At 55.5% G+C, this 15,519-nt stretch carries 16 protein-coding genes, 1 pseudogene and 1 CRISPR repeat array; of the genes and pseudogenes, 3 read left to right on the forward strand and 14 right to left on the reverse strand.

The window, feature by feature from the left end:
* Positions 1 to 64: 64 nt before the first annotated feature.
* Positions 65 to 1,008: a CRISPR direct-repeat array (repeat unit 30 nt; unit sequence GCTTCAACCCCACAAGGGTTCGTCTGAAAC).
* Positions 1,009 to 1,113: 105 nt separating this feature from the next.
* The 9 genes and pseudogenes from cas2 to C443_RS21110 form a co-directional block, all read right to left on the reverse strand.
* A complete protein-coding gene (gene cas2 / locus C443_RS02990; RefSeq protein ID WP_005533718.1) occupies positions 1,114 to 1,374 on the reverse strand; it encodes a CRISPR-associated endonuclease Cas2 in 261 nt (86 codons plus the stop codon).
* Position 1,375: 1 nt separating this feature from the next.
* Positions 1,376 to 2,371, reverse strand: a complete 996-nt coding sequence (gene cas1b / locus C443_RS02995; RefSeq protein WP_005533721.1) for a type I-B CRISPR-associated endonuclease Cas1b — start codon at positions 2,369 to 2,371, stop codon at positions 1,376 to 1,378.
* 2 nt (positions 2,372 to 2,373) lie between these two features.
* Positions 2,374 to 2,922, reverse strand: a complete 549-nt coding sequence (gene cas4, locus C443_RS03000) for a CRISPR-associated protein Cas4 (RefSeq protein WP_005533722.1) — start codon at positions 2,920 to 2,922, stop codon at positions 2,374 to 2,376.
* On the reverse strand, positions 2,919 to 5,549 hold the full coding sequence (locus C443_RS03005; protein WP_005533723.1) for a CRISPR-associated endonuclease Cas3'': 2,631 nt from the start codon (positions 5,547 to 5,549) through the stop codon (positions 2,919 to 2,921). Before C443_RS03005 ends, cas4 begins: the two co-directional genes overlap by 4 nt.
* Positions 5,549 to 6,346 carry a type I-B CRISPR-associated protein Cas5b gene (gene cas5b, locus C443_RS03010; protein ID WP_005533724.1) on the reverse strand — a complete coding sequence of 266 codons (798 nt, stop codon included), beginning with the start codon at positions 6,344 to 6,346 and terminating at the stop codon, positions 5,549 to 5,551. Before cas5b ends, C443_RS03005 begins: the two co-directional genes overlap by 1 nt.
* 2 nt (positions 6,347 to 6,348) lie before the next feature.
* On the reverse strand, positions 6,349 to 7,428 hold the full coding sequence (gene cas7b / locus C443_RS03015; protein WP_005533725.1) for a type I-B CRISPR-associated protein Cas7/Csh2: 1,080 nt from the start codon (positions 7,426 to 7,428) through the stop codon (positions 6,349 to 6,351).
* A gap of 1 nt (position 7,429) precedes the next feature.
* Positions 7,430 to 9,592 carry a type I-B CRISPR-associated protein Cas8b/Csh1 gene (gene cas8b / locus C443_RS03020; RefSeq protein ID WP_005533726.1) on the reverse strand — a complete coding sequence of 721 codons (2,163 nt, stop codon included), beginning with the start codon at positions 9,590 to 9,592 and terminating at the stop codon, positions 7,430 to 7,432.
* The gene (cas6, locus tag C443_RS03025; protein WP_080505439.1) at positions 9,579 to 10,385 is read right to left on the reverse strand and encodes a CRISPR-associated endoribonuclease Cas6; all 807 of its coding nucleotides are present in this window, start codon (positions 10,383 to 10,385) and stop codon (positions 9,579 to 9,581) included. Before cas6 ends, cas8b begins: the two co-directional genes overlap by 14 nt.
* Positions 10,386 to 10,573: 188 nt before the next feature.
* A pseudogene (locus C443_RS21110) lies at positions 10,574 to 10,706 on the reverse strand (IS5/IS1182 family transposase); the annotation flags it as partial.
* Between the two features lie 175 nt (positions 10,707 to 10,881).
* Here C443_RS21110 and C443_RS21115 point away from each other — a divergent pair.
* Positions 10,882 to 11,097 (forward strand): hypothetical protein, encoded by a 216-nt coding sequence (locus C443_RS21115; protein ID WP_152423010.1) that lies wholly within the window; start codon positions 10,882 to 10,884, stop codon positions 11,095 to 11,097.
* A 694-nt stretch (positions 11,098 to 11,791) separates the two neighbouring features.
* Here the strand turns inward: C443_RS21115 and C443_RS03035 are convergent.
* Both C443_RS03035 and C443_RS03040 read right to left on the reverse strand, forming a co-directional pair.
* Positions 11,792 to 12,055, reverse strand: a complete 264-nt coding sequence (locus C443_RS03035) for a hypothetical protein (RefSeq protein WP_005533731.1) — start codon at positions 12,053 to 12,055, stop codon at positions 11,792 to 11,794.
* Positions 12,052 to 12,372: a hypothetical protein gene (locus C443_RS03040; RefSeq protein WP_049943881.1), complete on the reverse strand. Its 321-nt coding sequence runs from the start codon at positions 12,370 to 12,372 to the stop codon at positions 12,052 to 12,054. The genes C443_RS03035 and C443_RS03040 overlap by 4 nt, the downstream gene beginning before the upstream one ends.
* A 35-nt stretch (positions 12,373 to 12,407) precedes the next feature.
* On the opposite strand from C443_RS03040, the gene C443_RS21405 reads away from it, so the two are divergent.
* A complete protein-coding gene (locus C443_RS21405; RefSeq protein ID WP_154020990.1) occupies positions 12,408 to 12,629 on the forward strand; it encodes a hypothetical protein in 222 nt (73 codons plus the stop codon).
* 138 nt (positions 12,630 to 12,767) lie between these two features.
* On the forward strand, positions 12,768 to 12,986 hold the full coding sequence (locus C443_RS20935) for a hypothetical protein (protein WP_005533735.1): 219 nt from the start codon (positions 12,768 to 12,770) through the stop codon (positions 12,984 to 12,986).
* A 100-nt stretch (positions 12,987 to 13,086) separates the two neighbouring features.
* Here C443_RS20935 and C443_RS03050 read toward each other — a convergent pair whose 3' ends face one another.
* The 3 genes from C443_RS03050 to C443_RS03055 form a co-directional block, all read right to left on the reverse strand.
* The gene (locus C443_RS03050; RefSeq protein WP_005533736.1) at positions 13,087 to 13,926 is read right to left on the reverse strand and encodes a hypothetical protein; all 840 of its coding nucleotides are present in this window, start codon (positions 13,924 to 13,926) and stop codon (positions 13,087 to 13,089) included.
* A 145-nt stretch (positions 13,927 to 14,071) separates the two neighbouring features.
* Positions 14,072 to 14,266, reverse strand: coding sequence for a hypothetical protein (locus C443_RS21120; protein ID WP_152423011.1), 195 nt, complete (start codon positions 14,264 to 14,266; stop codon positions 14,072 to 14,074).
* Positions 14,267 to 14,912: 646 nt separating this feature from the next.
* Positions 14,913 to 15,422 (reverse strand): radical SAM domain-containing protein, encoded by a 510-nt coding sequence (locus C443_RS03055; RefSeq protein ID WP_049943882.1) that lies wholly within the window; start codon positions 15,420 to 15,422, stop codon positions 14,913 to 14,915.
* Positions 15,423 to 15,519 lie beyond the last annotated feature (97 nt).

The raw sequence follows: 15,519 nt of genomic DNA on the forward strand, positions 1-15,519 counted from the left end.
CTTCAACCCCACAAGGGTTCGTCTGAAACTAACTAAAGACTTCAAACTCTACCTCTACCTCCGAGCTTCAACCCCACAAGGGTTCGTCTGAAACTTCGTCACGTATGCTCCGGCGATGCTGGCCAGACTCAGCTTCAACCCCACAAGGGTTCGTCTGAAACCGTTACAGTCGTTGTGCAAAAGTTGTGTGGGCTGTGCTTCAACCCCACAAGGGTTCGTCTGAAACCCATCAGCAGAGTCGGAGACGGTGAATACCGGTTGCTTCAACCCCACAAGGGTTCGTCTGAAACCGTTCGGCCACCGATCTTGGTGCGCGTCGTCACGTGCGCTTCAACCCCACAAGGGTTCGTCTGAAACGAACTCCTACGGAATCCCAACCCTGACGACAACTGGCTTCAACCCCACAAGGGTTCGTCTGAAACCGGCCACCGATCTTGGTGCGCGCCGCCACGTGCGCTTCAACCCCACAAGGGTTCGTCTGAAACCCGCGAGACGGTCGGCGACGGGTGGGCCGAAGGCAAGCTTCAACCCCACAAGGGTTCGTCTGAAACTCGGACATGAACGACTTCGGCGAGGACCTCGCGGCTGCTTCAACCCCACAAGGGTTCGTCTGAAACCCAGTTGGCGCGCTGTTGAACTCATCGTATATAACGCTTCAACCCCACAAGGGTTCGTCTGAAACTCGGGGGCATCATATCTCCATGGTATCTGGGTAGAGCTTCAACCCCACAAGGGTTCGTCTGAAACTTCGTAGTGTGCTGGCTCATCGCACCCAATAGCGTTGCTTCAACCCCACAAGGGTTCGTCTGAAACAGGGTGTCACCCACTGGGACGAGTTCGAACCGGCGCTTCAACCCCACAAGGGTTCGTCTGAAACCTCGGCGGCGTCAATGATGTCCCGCGTGGCTTGCTCGCTTCAACCCCACAAGGGTTCGTCTGAAACGAACGACAAACATGGCATTGACTGTCGTCCGTCTGGCTTCAACCCCACAAGGGTTCGTCTGAAACCATGCCCAATATACGGGCTATAGACGTACTAACAGCGGATCACAGTAAAGCCCTTCCGTCGACCATCAATAGTGCGTGTTCCCCAGGGGGGTCGACGGAAACCGACTATAGAAACCGCTGATCCTCGGTTGGGTCTTCGCCATAGACTGTCCGATTGAGTAGCGTATCAGAAGACAGCTCATAGATGATTGTTGATTCACCGGGTTTCAGCAAATCATCTATTTCGTTTTTGAGCTTGGACAAGTCTCCCTCGGAAATCTCGCCTTCGAGAACAGAATTCTGGACGTGAGTTAGATATCGGCGGCCGATTTTGAGAGCTTTCTGTGTTCGGTCTGCCTCCAAATCATATACCATTACCACGTACATGTCACCACCACCGTTGGAATGGTTTGTACTCTTCTCCCGTGAGCAAGTGCTTTTTCAGCTTGTATGCCTCAAGCCGCATCAGATACTGGTAGCTCACCTTACGGCTGAGCGTCGGATGTTCGACAGTCCGCTCAAGCGTCTCTTCGAATGCCTTTGTGTACGTTTTTCGGCCAGATTCATTCAATAGGCATGATCCGAGTTCCGTCTCGAAATCGGTATCTGAAATCTGGTTTCGGTTCACTAGCCGAAACAGGACACGGTCGGCAAGGACCGGTTTGAACAGGTCGGCGAGGTCGAGAGACAGCGAGTAGCGTCGCTCGCCTGGCTCGTGCAAGTAGCTGACCGTCGGATCGAGTGCAGTAGCACGGATCGCCGAGACGCAGTTCGCATAGACCAGCGAATTACCGAACGAAATGAGGCTGTTAATCTCGTTGGGTGGTGGGTTGTACTCACGCCGAGCCAACTGGAACTCGCTCGGGAGAATCTCGTTAAAGCTCCGGTAGTACGCCTTTCTTGCGGTGGCTTCGGTTCCGAGTAACTCATCGACTGGCAGTTCCTCATCAACGCGTGCGGCCGCAGCTTCCAGATCCTCGATTACGTCGTCGAGATTGTGATCACGGCCGTTGTAGTAGACCACGTTCGTCCGCATATTATGGATGCTGCCCCGTACAATTGCCGCGGCGAGTTGCCGTCTGTGCTGGCTGTCCTCGTAGGCGCGAACTTGGTTGACGACAGTCTTCCCGGAGGTTTGACCACGTTTCGGCATTACCGAACCCGCGTAGTAATCTTCCCAGCCGAAGACGTGGAGTGCGACCGTACGGTCGTTGAGGAACGACATCAGCCGCGTGTTGAAATCGATCTGACCATGCAAAAAGAACGCCTCAGCGTTCTCAATTGGGATGTATTGCTTTTCCCCACCGTCGTCGGGGACGAGTCTGAGCGTGTCGTCGCTACGTTCGAGTCGGCCGTCCGAAAAGACGTGGTAGTTCCGATCCATTGTTAACACCAACAGAAGTCGTGGTATGCACAGGAGTCACAGAACGGTTTCTCCTCTGCCGCCGGCGGCGAGGACTGCCTGACGATCTCGTGGATGCCGCGAATCGCGGTTTCGACCTTATCCGTTCGCTCCGCTGTGAGTTCGACCGGCTCCCGCTTTCGCTCTCGTGGGTGAGCCAAGACGCCGTCCTTCTGGATATCGGCAACGCGGTCGAGATACCAGAGGTAGTACGACAGCTGCATTTCTGCGGGCTCCGTGAGCGTTGAGGAAGGTTTAACCTCGACGACGCGGCCGTCGTCAAGTAAATCGAGTGAGATCATGCCGAGATGGAGGTTCTCGCGTTTTTCACTGTAGGCCGTTTCATCGACACGGGTACCACGGACCACGGTGGCGTTCTCGCGGTCAATTTCGAGATTCCGGCTTTCGAACCAGAGTTCCCGCTTGCAGACGTAGTAGTACTGTATCATCACGCCAGTCACGCGGAAGGGATCGTCGACCGGCTCGCCACGAGCTGTGGCGAGGAGGCGGTCGACTGGGTCAGTGGCGGTCATAAGATCCGCCTCTCAGCAGTGCTGTCTGGAATGACGAAACCTGTATTCTGATCGAAATACTCACCCAATCCGTGTTTGCGGACATCAAGCCATCGTACGTCCGTATCGGAGTGAACCCTGTTTAGCTGACTCAGCTTTTCTTTTTTATCTGACTCGCCGTAGTAAACCGGAATCGACACCCGCGCTTCTTTGAGTCCATCCATCAACCGATGGACGCGGTCGAACTCGTACTGGCTCCATGCTTCGCGCACCTGCTCTACCCGCTCCCGTTCGGCTTCAGTTCGACAGATAATGATGTCCACTGCGTTACGCTGATCAATCAGTGATAGCTCTCCGAGTTTGTCTCCGCGTACGTCATCGACATACCCAGCGTACTCCTGTTTGCCGACGTTCTTGTCTGTATGTAGTGTTTTGTAGTATTCCGTGACTGCTGTACGGGCCACAGAGGTCTCCGACAACAGCGTATCTTCCTCACGCACAGCATCAAGTGTTTCGGCTGCGACAGGGAGGAGTGTTGCTCCCTGATTGTAGACTGCCTCTGCGGGTGTTTTTTGCTGTTCATCCGGTACATCAAGCCACCAGACGACTACGCGTCCCTGTTCTCGTTCGAACGACCGATTACAGCGACCGGCTGCCTGAACGATACTATCGATTGGAGCCAGATCACGGTAGACACGGTCGAAGCTGATATCGACGCCGGCTTCGATAAGCTGTGTAGAAATCGTTATCAGACTATGTCCGTCGTCGGTGAGTCGTTTTGCGGTTTCGATCAGCTTGAGACGATCTACAGGGCGGAGTCGTGTCGACAGGTGGAGTATCGACCGGTCGCTTCGCCCTTCGATGCGGCTCGCAAGCGTCTTCGGATTGATGTCGGCTGTCGTTTTGACTGTGCTGAGTTCGTCAGCATAGATGTCTCCCACACTGAGAAGCGAGTCCCCGTTATCGATGAGTTCGTCAAAGAGGGCTCGCGCACTATCGATTGTGTTACAGACTGCAAGCGTTGATTCGCCGGAATCGACTGTAGTCAGCAGTTCAGGACCCGCATCAGCGTATGATTTCGGGACCTCTTGCGTCTCGATATACCGCTCGGTCGATGCATCGAGTTCGTACTTGACTCGCTCGGTTGCGCTAAAATATACATCAGGATCGTCAACCAATTCAGTCACATCACCTCCTCGTTCGGTTGCTTCATTGAACAGTTGTGGCTGGGTTGCGGTCATAGCGATAACCGTTGCGCCGTACTGTTCGGTCAGTATTGCAACGAGTCGGGGGACGAGTTTCCACCAGTCGAGCGGCAAGCTCTGTGGTTCATCGAGGATGACGACGCTATCTCGGAGCGCGGGAATCTTTATCGACTGCTTGTTGGCTGGCCCAGCAAGACTCTCGAACAACTGCACGAACGTCGTGACTGTGAGTCCAGCCCGCCAGCTTTCGGCGAGCATCCCGGCGACATCGTCGTTCATATCTGCATCGTCAGCGTCCACGTCGTCTTCGTCGACGATCGTGGTTTCAGACAGGTGGTGGTGGGCAGTAAGTAATCGTCCGAGTGTGTCGGTCCCGTAGATGTCTTTAATTTCATCGACGACCTGATCGATGATACTGGTAAATGGGAGTGCGTAGACGACACGTTCGCTGCCGAGTTCGTCACGAACCGTCTGTGCGGCCGACATCCCGGAGAGCGTCTTTCCCATTCCGGTTGGCAGGGTAAGTGTCGCTACGCCCCCGCCAGCTTCGGCAAATTGTTTCGCGTTCTCTACGACAGCTGACCGTGCGCGTGAACGATAATGGTTGAGTCGTTCCGTTCGAGAACCGTCCGGGTTAGCAGGCGAGGACGCTTCGAGTTCCGCCACGTATTCGTCTAATACTTGGAGCGACGGCTGCTTTGCCTCGTAGGTCGAATCTGAGTCGGTCTCCTCACTACGACTTGCTGCACTAGTCTTGTCTGCAAGCACAAGCGACCCCCATATTTCGAGGGATAGGCCGTAACAAGACTCCGACAGGGACTCACGACTGATCGTCGTACCACTCTCCGTGGCGACAGCAGCGGCGATCTCACCAAGCAGCTCTTTGTACGAATGGCGAAATCCGTCCCACGACCCATCGCTATCAGTGGCATCATCGAAAATATCGGCCGCCAGCTCCGGAACGTGTTCTTCGATATCGTTGAGCTGCATAGCGATTGCTGCCTGTAGCTGTTCATTGTTGGTCTCTGCCCCTCCCGTTGAGTTCTCTGAGGTGTAGGCTCGCTTGTAGATGTACTGAGTCACATCTGGGAGTTGCCCGTGATGCTTGGCGACCGCAACGAAGCCAGCCAGACAGGTCTCAGTTTCAAATCCCTGTGCATCGAGGGCATAGTATGCGGCGAACGACCCGATTGGGGCATGGTATCGGCACGGCTTGTGTTCGGGTTCGGTGCCATGTCGAAGGTACTTCTGAAAGAAGGTCGTCGCTTTCCCGAAGTCATGAACGTAGGCGAGCGTCTCAACGACCTGCTGTAGCGACTCTCCATCAGGTGTTGTCGCTTCACCGGGAACGATTTCGCTGGCCCGTCGAGCAACATCATCCAGATGATCCCGAAGATTGACTCCTTCATAGCCGTCTTCGGGTGGGTGAGAGTACACAGCCATCAGACGAACACCACAGTACGACCGTCGACACTGGCTGCTGTTGTGTCTCGCACCTCAAGCGAGTCAGCGTCAGGATTGTAGGCGTAGTTCGTGAACCCAGTTGTCGTCCGACCACCGGCATCGGACTCCATGAAGGCGGGTGACTCCTCGATTTGACAGCGTGTCCCTGCATCCAGAACGACATCATCAACGGCATTCGGGACAGCTGAATCAACTTCCACAGTATCGGTTTGCGGTGCGTTTGCAACATCAAATTCGCCGTGATACTTGATGTCAGCGAGATGCTCCGAAAGACCGAGACTCGGTACGTAGTGTGATTCACCTGCGGCGAGTGTCTCGCGCAGTTCGGTATACCATTGCTCGTCAGCAAGTGCGACATCGATTCGATAGCCGGGATCAACCAGTACCTCGTAGTTATGTTGCTGTCGGAGCGTCGTCGGGTCTGGTAGCTTGACGCTTATTTTCCCACGGCCGTTGAGCGACTGCAAGTTCCCAGCAGCGGTCGATAGCGTGTTCATCGGCATATTGACGGTCCTGATCTCCCGAACGGGTTCGATGGCGACTGCCGAACTATCGGGTGCGAACAGGTCGTAGTAGCCATCTCGTTCGATCCCAAGAACGGCTGCAAGAAGCCCAGCAACGGTAGTGCGAGGAATAATTCGATAGGTTTGCTTGACGATATTGCCCTCGATCCGCCGGAAGTGACCCCACGGGCCACGAATGGTGAACGAGAGACAACGGTCAGGCTGGCCACCGTTTCCGTCAGCTGTCCAATCGTCAAGCGATTGTTGTGACATCGTTACGCCGTGTCGTCGTTCGGGAGTGTCGCGGTTTGTTCGTCGTAGACATCGATTTCCTCTACGGCATCCGCTCCGACTGCATCTTTGAGGGCGTCGTGGAGTACCGCTGGTCCGCCGAGTTCGCCATCGTAGGAGATCTGGAGCACGTCGCTGGCGACAACTCGAACGCGTTCGATTCGGTCACTCGCTCCATCGAGTCGGTCTACGAGCCCTGTCACGTCAAGCGTAAGGTCACGAACCGTCCGAAGTTCCTCGTCGGGTTTCGAATGCTCGTCGTCGAGTTCGAGATCGCGGTCGAGGCCGCCAAGGTGGAAACTCTCGTCGGCGTACTCAACGCGGCAGTAGAGCCGCGGTTCTTGACCGACTTTGCTCCGGCTGATAGTCTGGTTTTTAATCGCACGCCAACAGAGGGTGTCGAGCCGTTCGACATCCGCCGCGGTGAGATTTGTATCGGCAGCACCGTGCTCGTCGACGAGCCCGTGGAACCGGATCAGTCCGTATTGGATCCGATGGTCGTCGAGATCAAACCCACCCTGTTGTTTGTTTTCCTGTGTAGCGATCACGCTCGTTAGGCTATCGTATTCCTCGTTTTCGTTGACCGCGTGCATCGATTTACCGGGCGAGAACTGAACGGGGCCAGTGAAATGATCCGGCAGATGCTTGGCGTAAACTTCGTCGGTATCCACGGACATCGTTGCGCCAAAGTACCGTACATCGACGCTTTCGTTCAGGAACTCGCCGAAAATATAGTCGCGGAATTCTTCGACTTCCTCGTCGTCATCGAGGTCGTAGTCGTCAGGCTCGACAGCCTTGAGTCGATCTTCGAGTAGTTTACCGCGCGTGTACTGATCCCCGTCTTCCTGCACGTTTCGGATGTAGACGCCGTGCCCGTCGTCATCGAGCTGGTCGCGGAGATATCGCTTCAGTCGAACGTCGGTGACGATTGCCTGCTGGGTCTGTGGATCGATTCGTGGCCGATTGGCACCGGACAGCGGATTGCCGTTCGGGTTTGCATCGACGGCATCGTACAGGAAGACGATTTCTGAGCGGTTCGTCACGGGGTCAGCTGTATCGGACATGTTAGTGTTCCTCCTGGGAAGTTGAGTCGCCGGCATCGGTTTCGTCTCGGTTCCACGGATGGTCGTTCATCCCGTACGTCACGCCGAGGGCGTAGTAGAAGCGGAGATCGTCGGTTTCGATCTCCCACTCTTCCGGATCGGGATTGAGGATCGTATCACGAAGCCGGTCGACTATGTGATCAGCCTTCGTTCCAGGGTAGTTCCCCTGCTGTTTCTTCTCCTGACGCGTGTAGGTCAGCGTCTTAGCGACGGTTTCCTGTGTGACCTTCTTGATCCGTGAGCGGGTGATCGACTTGACCGGGTACTGATCGACAAGCGTTGTCGACCGATCCTCGCTGTACTCCTGATAGCTACCGATGTCGCCGACGAGCGCGCCAAGCAGGAACGCCCCACGGCGTTGACTCGTTACGGAGTCCGGATCGTCGTCGTGGCTGGGTGACAGTGCAGGTGTTTCGTTGATGAACGATTCGAGCTTCGGTGCGGCGGGATGGCCCCCGTCCGCGATTGTGATCTCGTCTAGTGATGGCATGCTTTTCGTGTCATAGCTTGGTTGCTGTGTAATCTGGTCTTTTTGAGGGTCGGTCGTCTGCAGTAGCCTGAGGTCCTCATCCGCAAGCACGCAGAGTTGAGCGAACTGACTGGCAACGAGGAACGAGGGGAACCCTTCGTGCTCGCTATCATCGGTCTGATCGTCAATAATCCGGGTCACGTACTCTTCGAGTAACACATCGACGGCTATCGCTTCGCCACTCAGCACGCTGATGAGAGCTTCGATTCGCGGGTCGTCAGCATCAGCGTCGTCATCATCGCGTTCGGCGAAAGTCTGTCTGAAATACCAGCCAGTCGAGACCGCGTGCAACTGCTCGTCGTTTGTTTCGAGCAGCCCCCAATTCTGGTTAGTTGGAAGTGGTGCTGTCCAATCGTCGTAGTGGTCTCTATTGAACGCCGAGACGGTTTGGACGAACTCGTTGTGTGTGATTGCAAGTTGCTTCGGAAAGTGGAGCCGGCCGTTCAGCGTCTCGCCGAATACATCGTATCGAGACATCTGATGCGGCATCACAGCCGAGACATAGAATCGGAAATCCTGCTCTTCGATGGTCTTTCGACGTTCCTCATCATACGCGTTTTCGATTGGTGTCGTCTCTTCGTCGTCGACAGTCCGATAGAGTAATTCGTATAATCGATGCACCTTCTCAGGAGCCAATCGACCGAATACGTATGGCAGGTAATATACCTTCGCGCCAAACGTTCGATAGGTACAGGCCTCGACGAAGGTGTCGGCGTTCATTACCGTGATCGCGGCATCCTCGGAAATTGGATGTGACCGCCACGCTTCTTCAATATCGAGTCCAGGGAACTTCTCAAGCTGCTTGCCGAGAAAGTAATTCTGCGGGTCTTCTGATGTACCGACGGTTCGAGCTGGCGAGCCTGTGACGAGGTCGGTCGCGTTTCCGGACGAGTCATCTGCCTTGTTTTTGGTAACGAGTTTCGAGAGTTTCCGCTGCCGCATGGCCTCACGGAACACGTCTATGTCACCAGGCCACTGGTATTCCCCGTCAGGCTCAGTCTTCACCTGCACTGTCAGCAGCGCAGTTGTCGACTCGCCGCCCAATTTTCGCGTGAGCGTTTCTGCAATTGTTTCCAAGGCGGTCTCGTTTTCACTGAGTTCGGCAAGTCGTTCGATGATCCAGCCGTCAGGATGTTCGTCAGCTGCTTCAGTGACCACCTCGTCAGTGGCCCACTTTGTCAGCCGTTCTTTCGCATAGCGAGCTAGCTTTTCTGGACCGCTGTTCCGCCCGGCTTGATGCGTCACGCTGTGATCGATTCCGCGAGCGGCCGGATACTTACAGTGGCCGACCTGCTGGATCAGATCGTCAGTGTACCTCGTCACCTGTACCGGGCCAAGATCGTCGTCAGCTAGCCGTGGCGCATCACCGGATACATCGATTCGGACAACAATCAGGCTGTCATCGGTATCGACGAGATCTCCAGCGGCGTCAGGGGTAAGATACGGGGCGTACTCACCGCCACCCGTCGTGGCGAGTGTGTAGAGTTTCCCATACAGGTATTGGAGATCACGGAGAGATCCGATTGGCGAATCCGGAAGCTCAGATTCCAGTACATCGGCCGAATACTCCTCTTGGAACGCTTCAGGTGAAAGCATCGCTACTCTCCAATTCGCTCTCACCCGGTCGGGTTTTGTCAGTGATATTCACGAACCCGAGGCCCAACGAGTTCCGTTCGCCGAGCCCACAATCTAACGCGAGGTTGAGATGCCGTCGATGGTGGTCGTCCCGAACAGTATACTCGAACTTCCACTTGCTCAGGACGTAAGTCATCTCTTGTCCCTCGGTGACGGTCACCGGAACTGCGAACGTCTTGATCAGTTCGTAGCCGTCGAACAGGTCACCGTCGATATCGCTCGGCCCGGGCAGGTGGTCGTGGGCAAAACGGTCGTGTTTCTGATCGAGGTTGTCCTCTAACTGCTTCCGAAGGGGTTCCATCGAATGCTCTGGCCGCCAGAAGACGGCGGTGTCACCGCCGGGATGGTCGATACCGTATTCCTCGCATCGCCACGGTGGAATCCGAACTAGGAGTCCGGTCCCGGTTTCGATCGTCCCGCGTGTACCAGGTTCGCCGACATCAGGGGCGAGAGACGTGACATCGTTGACGTGAAACGGCATTTCGCCGATATTCAACTCTGGGTTCTCTAGCAAGTCAGCAGCGACCTGTGCCAGTAGCTCTTCTTCCGGCGAGGCGACTAACAGCTTCCGATCATCACCTGCATCCATATCATGGGGAGGAAATGGGTTGGAGTAAGCGAACCCCGGTGGTTCGCCGTCGTCGTGGCGTTGGTCGTACTTGGTATCCTCAAGCCCGTCCCAGAGCCGGCCACGGAGTTTGTGGTGATAATCATTCTGATAAGCTGCATCCGTGCGTGCCGACAAATGAGCCATCACACGCACTTGGGTGACTCACCTCTACCAATCATACAATCTATTGCATTTATCGACAGATTAAAAAATGTAGGTGGTAATTAAAATCGAAATTACAGTACTGAATTTATCAATCTTTGTCTACTAGTCGTGATTATCGCGCAAGTTGAAAAGAAGAGCAGCGATGAATCACCGGACCTCGCTTGATTTCACGGTTTCAGCGAATGCTTGATGTTATAAACGACGCACATCAAGACGAGTTCACGAAGCTCACCGTATCCAAGTTCGCGCGCGCACGGTGCTGCCGAGCGTACGCTTGGTCGTTGAAAAACGGCTCATGCATCGCTTGTTGACAGTATCGACCACACATGGTGTGTAACCTCTGATTGTGGTTACCAGTCATCTATTGTCCTTCTGAACGCTATTTGTTACACTGATAATTCCCCTAAAAAACTCGGTAGACGTATCAATTGAACGGAAGAGACAAGATTATCTGATGTACAGTTGACGGGACTATATGAGCAAACGGAACCTCATCGAGGAAATAGAGGCACGAATAGAATACATTCCTAAGCGTAAGATAATTCTTGGATTAATACTCCTAATACCACCAATTAGTATACTTGGGATGGGACTTTTCACCTACGAATTATATCAGGCAGGAAAGAAACTACAAGAAGAGGAAACTGGAACTCCATCGGTAGCAGAATCCGACTTTGATACTGATGGATAGTTTTGCTCTGTTGAATAGCGCTGGTTGGCTATCCCAGTTGAATCTGAGTCTGCTCGTGAGTGGGTGAGCCGCGTAATCTCAGAACTGAAGACGCTCAACCCTCGCTTAGGGGGCGCTATTCAACAGAGCAGAGTGATTCTATTCAGTAACCTCTGCCGAGAGTCAGTCGGCGTTTGAGGAACTCCAACCAGCACCGAGACCGTCGCTAAATACCTGCTTGGTCTCTGCGGTTCGGTCGGAATCCGAAGGTCGCGTGGGTCGTCCTCGATGGCCTGCATCAGCTCATCAGTGGTCAGTTGCTTCCCCTCGCTCAGGTCCCCGTCTGTCGCCTCGGGCCGGAGGATGTTCGCCACTGTTCAGTTGTTGAAGAGATAGCCGCGAAGCTGACGTAGAACGTCCACATCTCCGATTTGGGCGACTCCGGTTTAGCCAAGAAATCATGCTTGATCTTCCGAGTATGTCCCACTCTCATCAACAAGTGTTGGTTAGTGAGTCCCCACTCCGGAAGTCCAAGGGGAGGTTACGTACCAGTCGCTCGTCAGCTATGAATACACACTCGCCCCGTCGTGGGACCTGCCTCTAACAGGCCTCGGCGCGGGGTCGCGGTCAGTCAGCGGATGGAATTAGAAACCACCGCAACCCATGCAAAGTACGCACGCAACTCAGCAAAAAAGTAGAGGTATCGCTGTCTCGCTCAGGCCGTTGCCACGACGTGCTGATGGTCGGCTTGGGCGGGCGTCGGCTGGAGTGTCAGCCCGGCCAGCGCCAGCTCCCGAAGGACTTCAGGGGGAACGCCTTCGGTGTCTCGAAGCACGGCGTCGAGCGTCCACGCGTCGTGTTCCGAGCGCACGGGTGGCGTTGTCTCGACCAGCACAGTCGGAACGGCCTCCCGGAGCGCACGGGCAGCACGCTTCACGCGCTGGCGGTTCTCGACTGTACAGCGAACGGTCTTGCTCATGCGTCCAGCCCCCGAACCAGATCGTCGACGAGCAAGCCGCCGACGCGCGGGCCGACGGACCAGCCGCGCTCGTCTTTCGTGTACTCGCACCACTGTGTGAGTGTTTCAAACGGCGTCTCGGCGAGTGCGACTTTCTCGGCGTCGTCGTCGGTCGCAACGACGGCCACGGCGAACTCATAGCTGTCCCAGTAGTGGACTGCGCCTCCGCCGTCGACGCCCAAGAACAGCGGACGGCCCTGGGTGAGCAGTTCGTGAGCAGGACGGTCAGTACAAAGCGGATATTTATTAGCGCTGTTACGACGAAAACCGAGTGTCAAGAAGATATTTATTCTGTGGACCACCCACCGCTATTATGACTTCTAGAAGTGGATCTTGGTTCCACGGCTACGTATCATGGTATCTTCGAGGTGTTATTTGGTTCGTACAAACTGCCGTCGTGGGGGCGGTTTTGCTAGTCATTCTCGGTACGGAAGGATTACTCGGAACAGTTGGGACTGTTTTGGCTGGACTTCTCACCGCACTCCTCCTTTTCAGACAGGTAGATCTGCACATTCAACAGGAGATGAAAAACTGAGCTTACCGACACCGCGGTCCATATGTCTGTGTGCTGAGCGTTAATCTCAGTAAGTTGAAACCCACTCCTATCTAGCAAACGCACTGACCGTGCTTGAAGCGGGTATTCCCGTTACTGAACTGTCGACACAAGCCCAGAGTGGCGGCGACCTTTCTGGAACGACTCGACCCAGGCGAGGCACAGGCCGTAGCCGTTGCAGAGACCGTCGATGGGACCGTCATCACTGACGACGGCGATGCTCGCACAACCGCGACCCAACGAGACATCAGGTTACCCGGATCGATCGGCCTCCTCGTCCGTTTTGTCGAGAGCACTCTGATTTCTGCGGCGAGTGCAGATACGCATCTCAAACGCTAGATCGATGAAGCTGGGTTCCACTCGCCAGCCCGCGAGTTTGAGTTCCGGACTGAGACGTTTTCGTTCCAGTCAACCCAGAACGACGACGCCAGCCAATAGTCTAATCCGCTGTGGACTGGTGTTGCTGGACACGCTCAGCAACGGCAGACTGGAACGCGGATAGCGAGGCGACAAACTCGCCATCCACGAACAGATCCACATATGCCTCGCGGGCCACATTGGCGACGAGCCGGTCACGTATTGTGTCGACAGTCACCGAGTGTCCATCTGCCTGCAGCTCAGCAACCGTCTGCTCGATTCGCTTGTCAGTCGCATACTCCGCTGCTAAATCCACCGCTGCCTGTGGTTCGGGAGCAGTCACTGTGTTTTGTTCTCGACACCATTCGGCGGCACGCCCACCGGATTTGTCTCGGATCAGCACACCAGCGGCGTGCCCCTCTCGCCACTCTGACTCAGGGAATCCAACTTGGTCTTCATACCGAGCGAAATCAGCGTGTACAGCGGCCAGCTCCTTTTCAATGGCTGGTAGCGTCGGCAACCCCAACTGCTTGAATACGCCAGCCGCCGCATCCGGCGGGAGAAACTGGTCCTTACGATCGGACCAGATGTCGACGCCGACGAACGCCGGGACTGTGTGCCAGTCGTACTCGACCCCCTTATTTCGGGTGGCAATCCCGCAAAACGTCACATCACTTGGGTCGTCCGTCGACGCTGCAAGTGCGTCACGGTCCAGTCGCTCGTTGATTAGTTCGGCTGCCAGACGGAACTGCGGTGGGACAGTGGCGGGTGTGTCGAAAGATTGCTGGGCTGTAGCGAACGTGACCAGCCCCGACGCCGTCACTTGAAACCGGAACTTCCCACCGGTGGGGAGTTCTTGCACCCAGACGTGTCCAGAGAACTCAACCTCGTCAAGTGCGGGCGTCTCGGGACACTGCTTCACGTTGCAACCCACACAGGCTACGATAGTAAAGGAGGTGGGCTACTCCGATGCAATTGGACGCCCTGCGGTTCTCCGCGTCCAGTAGTGGTCTCCTATAGGACTGTCCGTGAGGTCGGCCAGAGGGCAGTACTGCTCAACTCTGGAATTACACCAGTGAGCGGTTCTCTCCGCTCGCAACTGTCTCATCAAGACGCACGTAGCGATACATGTTGAGTGAGTTGTCGAGGCTCGCCTCGATAACCTGCCTCTGACTGTCGGCTAACTCCGCAATTGGAACGAGGGTCAGTGGATGCTGTGTCAGGAAGTATCCGCTCGCCATGCCATCGAGCGTGACCCTCAATACTGACCCCGATTCCTGTATCGTGGATTCGAACACTGAGCGAGCAGCCTGATATCGAAGCCTATGCAATCGGCAATCAGACCTAATGCTGGGATGTGCAACGCTCAAACGTACTTTTGAGCGTTCGTTGTTGTTTAATACTTCCTGCTCATGATTAGCTACGAGCCATGAATCTGCTTCAAGGACTCTATCCCTATGTCTTAGCTGCGATGAACCTGGGTATCGGCTGGCTGTCCGTTGCAATCCTTGAGTTTCAGTTCGGTGTTCTCTTCGTTGGGATCGGCGTGCTCGTCTTCGGCGCCGTTGTCGGGCGAACGGTGGAGCGATTCGCGTGCCGGCCATCACTCCGTCGACTGGTTTCTGCCTGTCCCAAGTTCTGGGCGTAGCACCCGCCAGAGGATACATGGACGGAGGAGACTGGTGGCCGGGCGCTCCAGCCAAAGACCCGCAGAAACGCCTCAGTCAACTCCCCGTTGTCGTGAGACCTGCTGACGAGCCGGTCCGCATACCTATTGAGCAGGTCGGTCCCGAGCGGTGGCTAACCAACACAGTAGCGCGAATATCACCGACTGTTGGTTAGCTGTGCACAAAACCGGACCAGTTCCTGAAGAGTGGCTGTGGGTGTCTCCCGGCAATCGGCTGGCTATTAAAGGAGATGCTGTATAGACTCACTGTCCCGGGCCAACTCCGACTGCTCTGGCGAGGCGTCTGTATCGCGCTCGGAGAACGACTCAGGTGAGACAGCCTGTTGCATTGCCTTGAGCTTCGACCGAAGTTGGCCGTTCGCCGAACGCACCAGCTCATCATCTGGCCAGGAATGCACTTCGAGCCCGTCGAAGCGCGTCGCAACTTGCTGAACCGTGTTCAACTGTTCGAGGGCGTATTCGACCCAGTACTGGTGGCTGTCCTGCATCTGCTGCAGTTCGTCGACAACGTCGTCGTAGCCGGCTTCCTTGGCTGCAGTGAGACACTGCTGGAAGTTCGCGCCGCGGGGATTGATTGGCTCGTGGAAGACAACAACCTCACCGAGCGCTCTGAAGTAGCTGAGTAGCTCGTGAAAGTCGTCTTCGTCCATCGTCGGGTATGTGGGCGACATCGAGACGAACACCGACACACCGGCCTGCTGGAGCGTATCCAGCGCCTGCCAGCGAGTCATCGGTGGTGGGGCATTCGGTTCCATCGCTCTCACCAGCGTGGCGTCGAAGGATGGAATCGACGAGCCGACGGTAATCCTGTCGCCGGCAGCCTGGAAA

Origin of the sequence: Haloarcula argentinensis DSM 12282, from assembly GCA_000336895.1 — an archaeon.
Lineage (GTDB): Archaea > Halobacteriota > Halobacteria > Halobacteriales > Haloarculaceae > Haloarcula > Haloarcula argentinensis.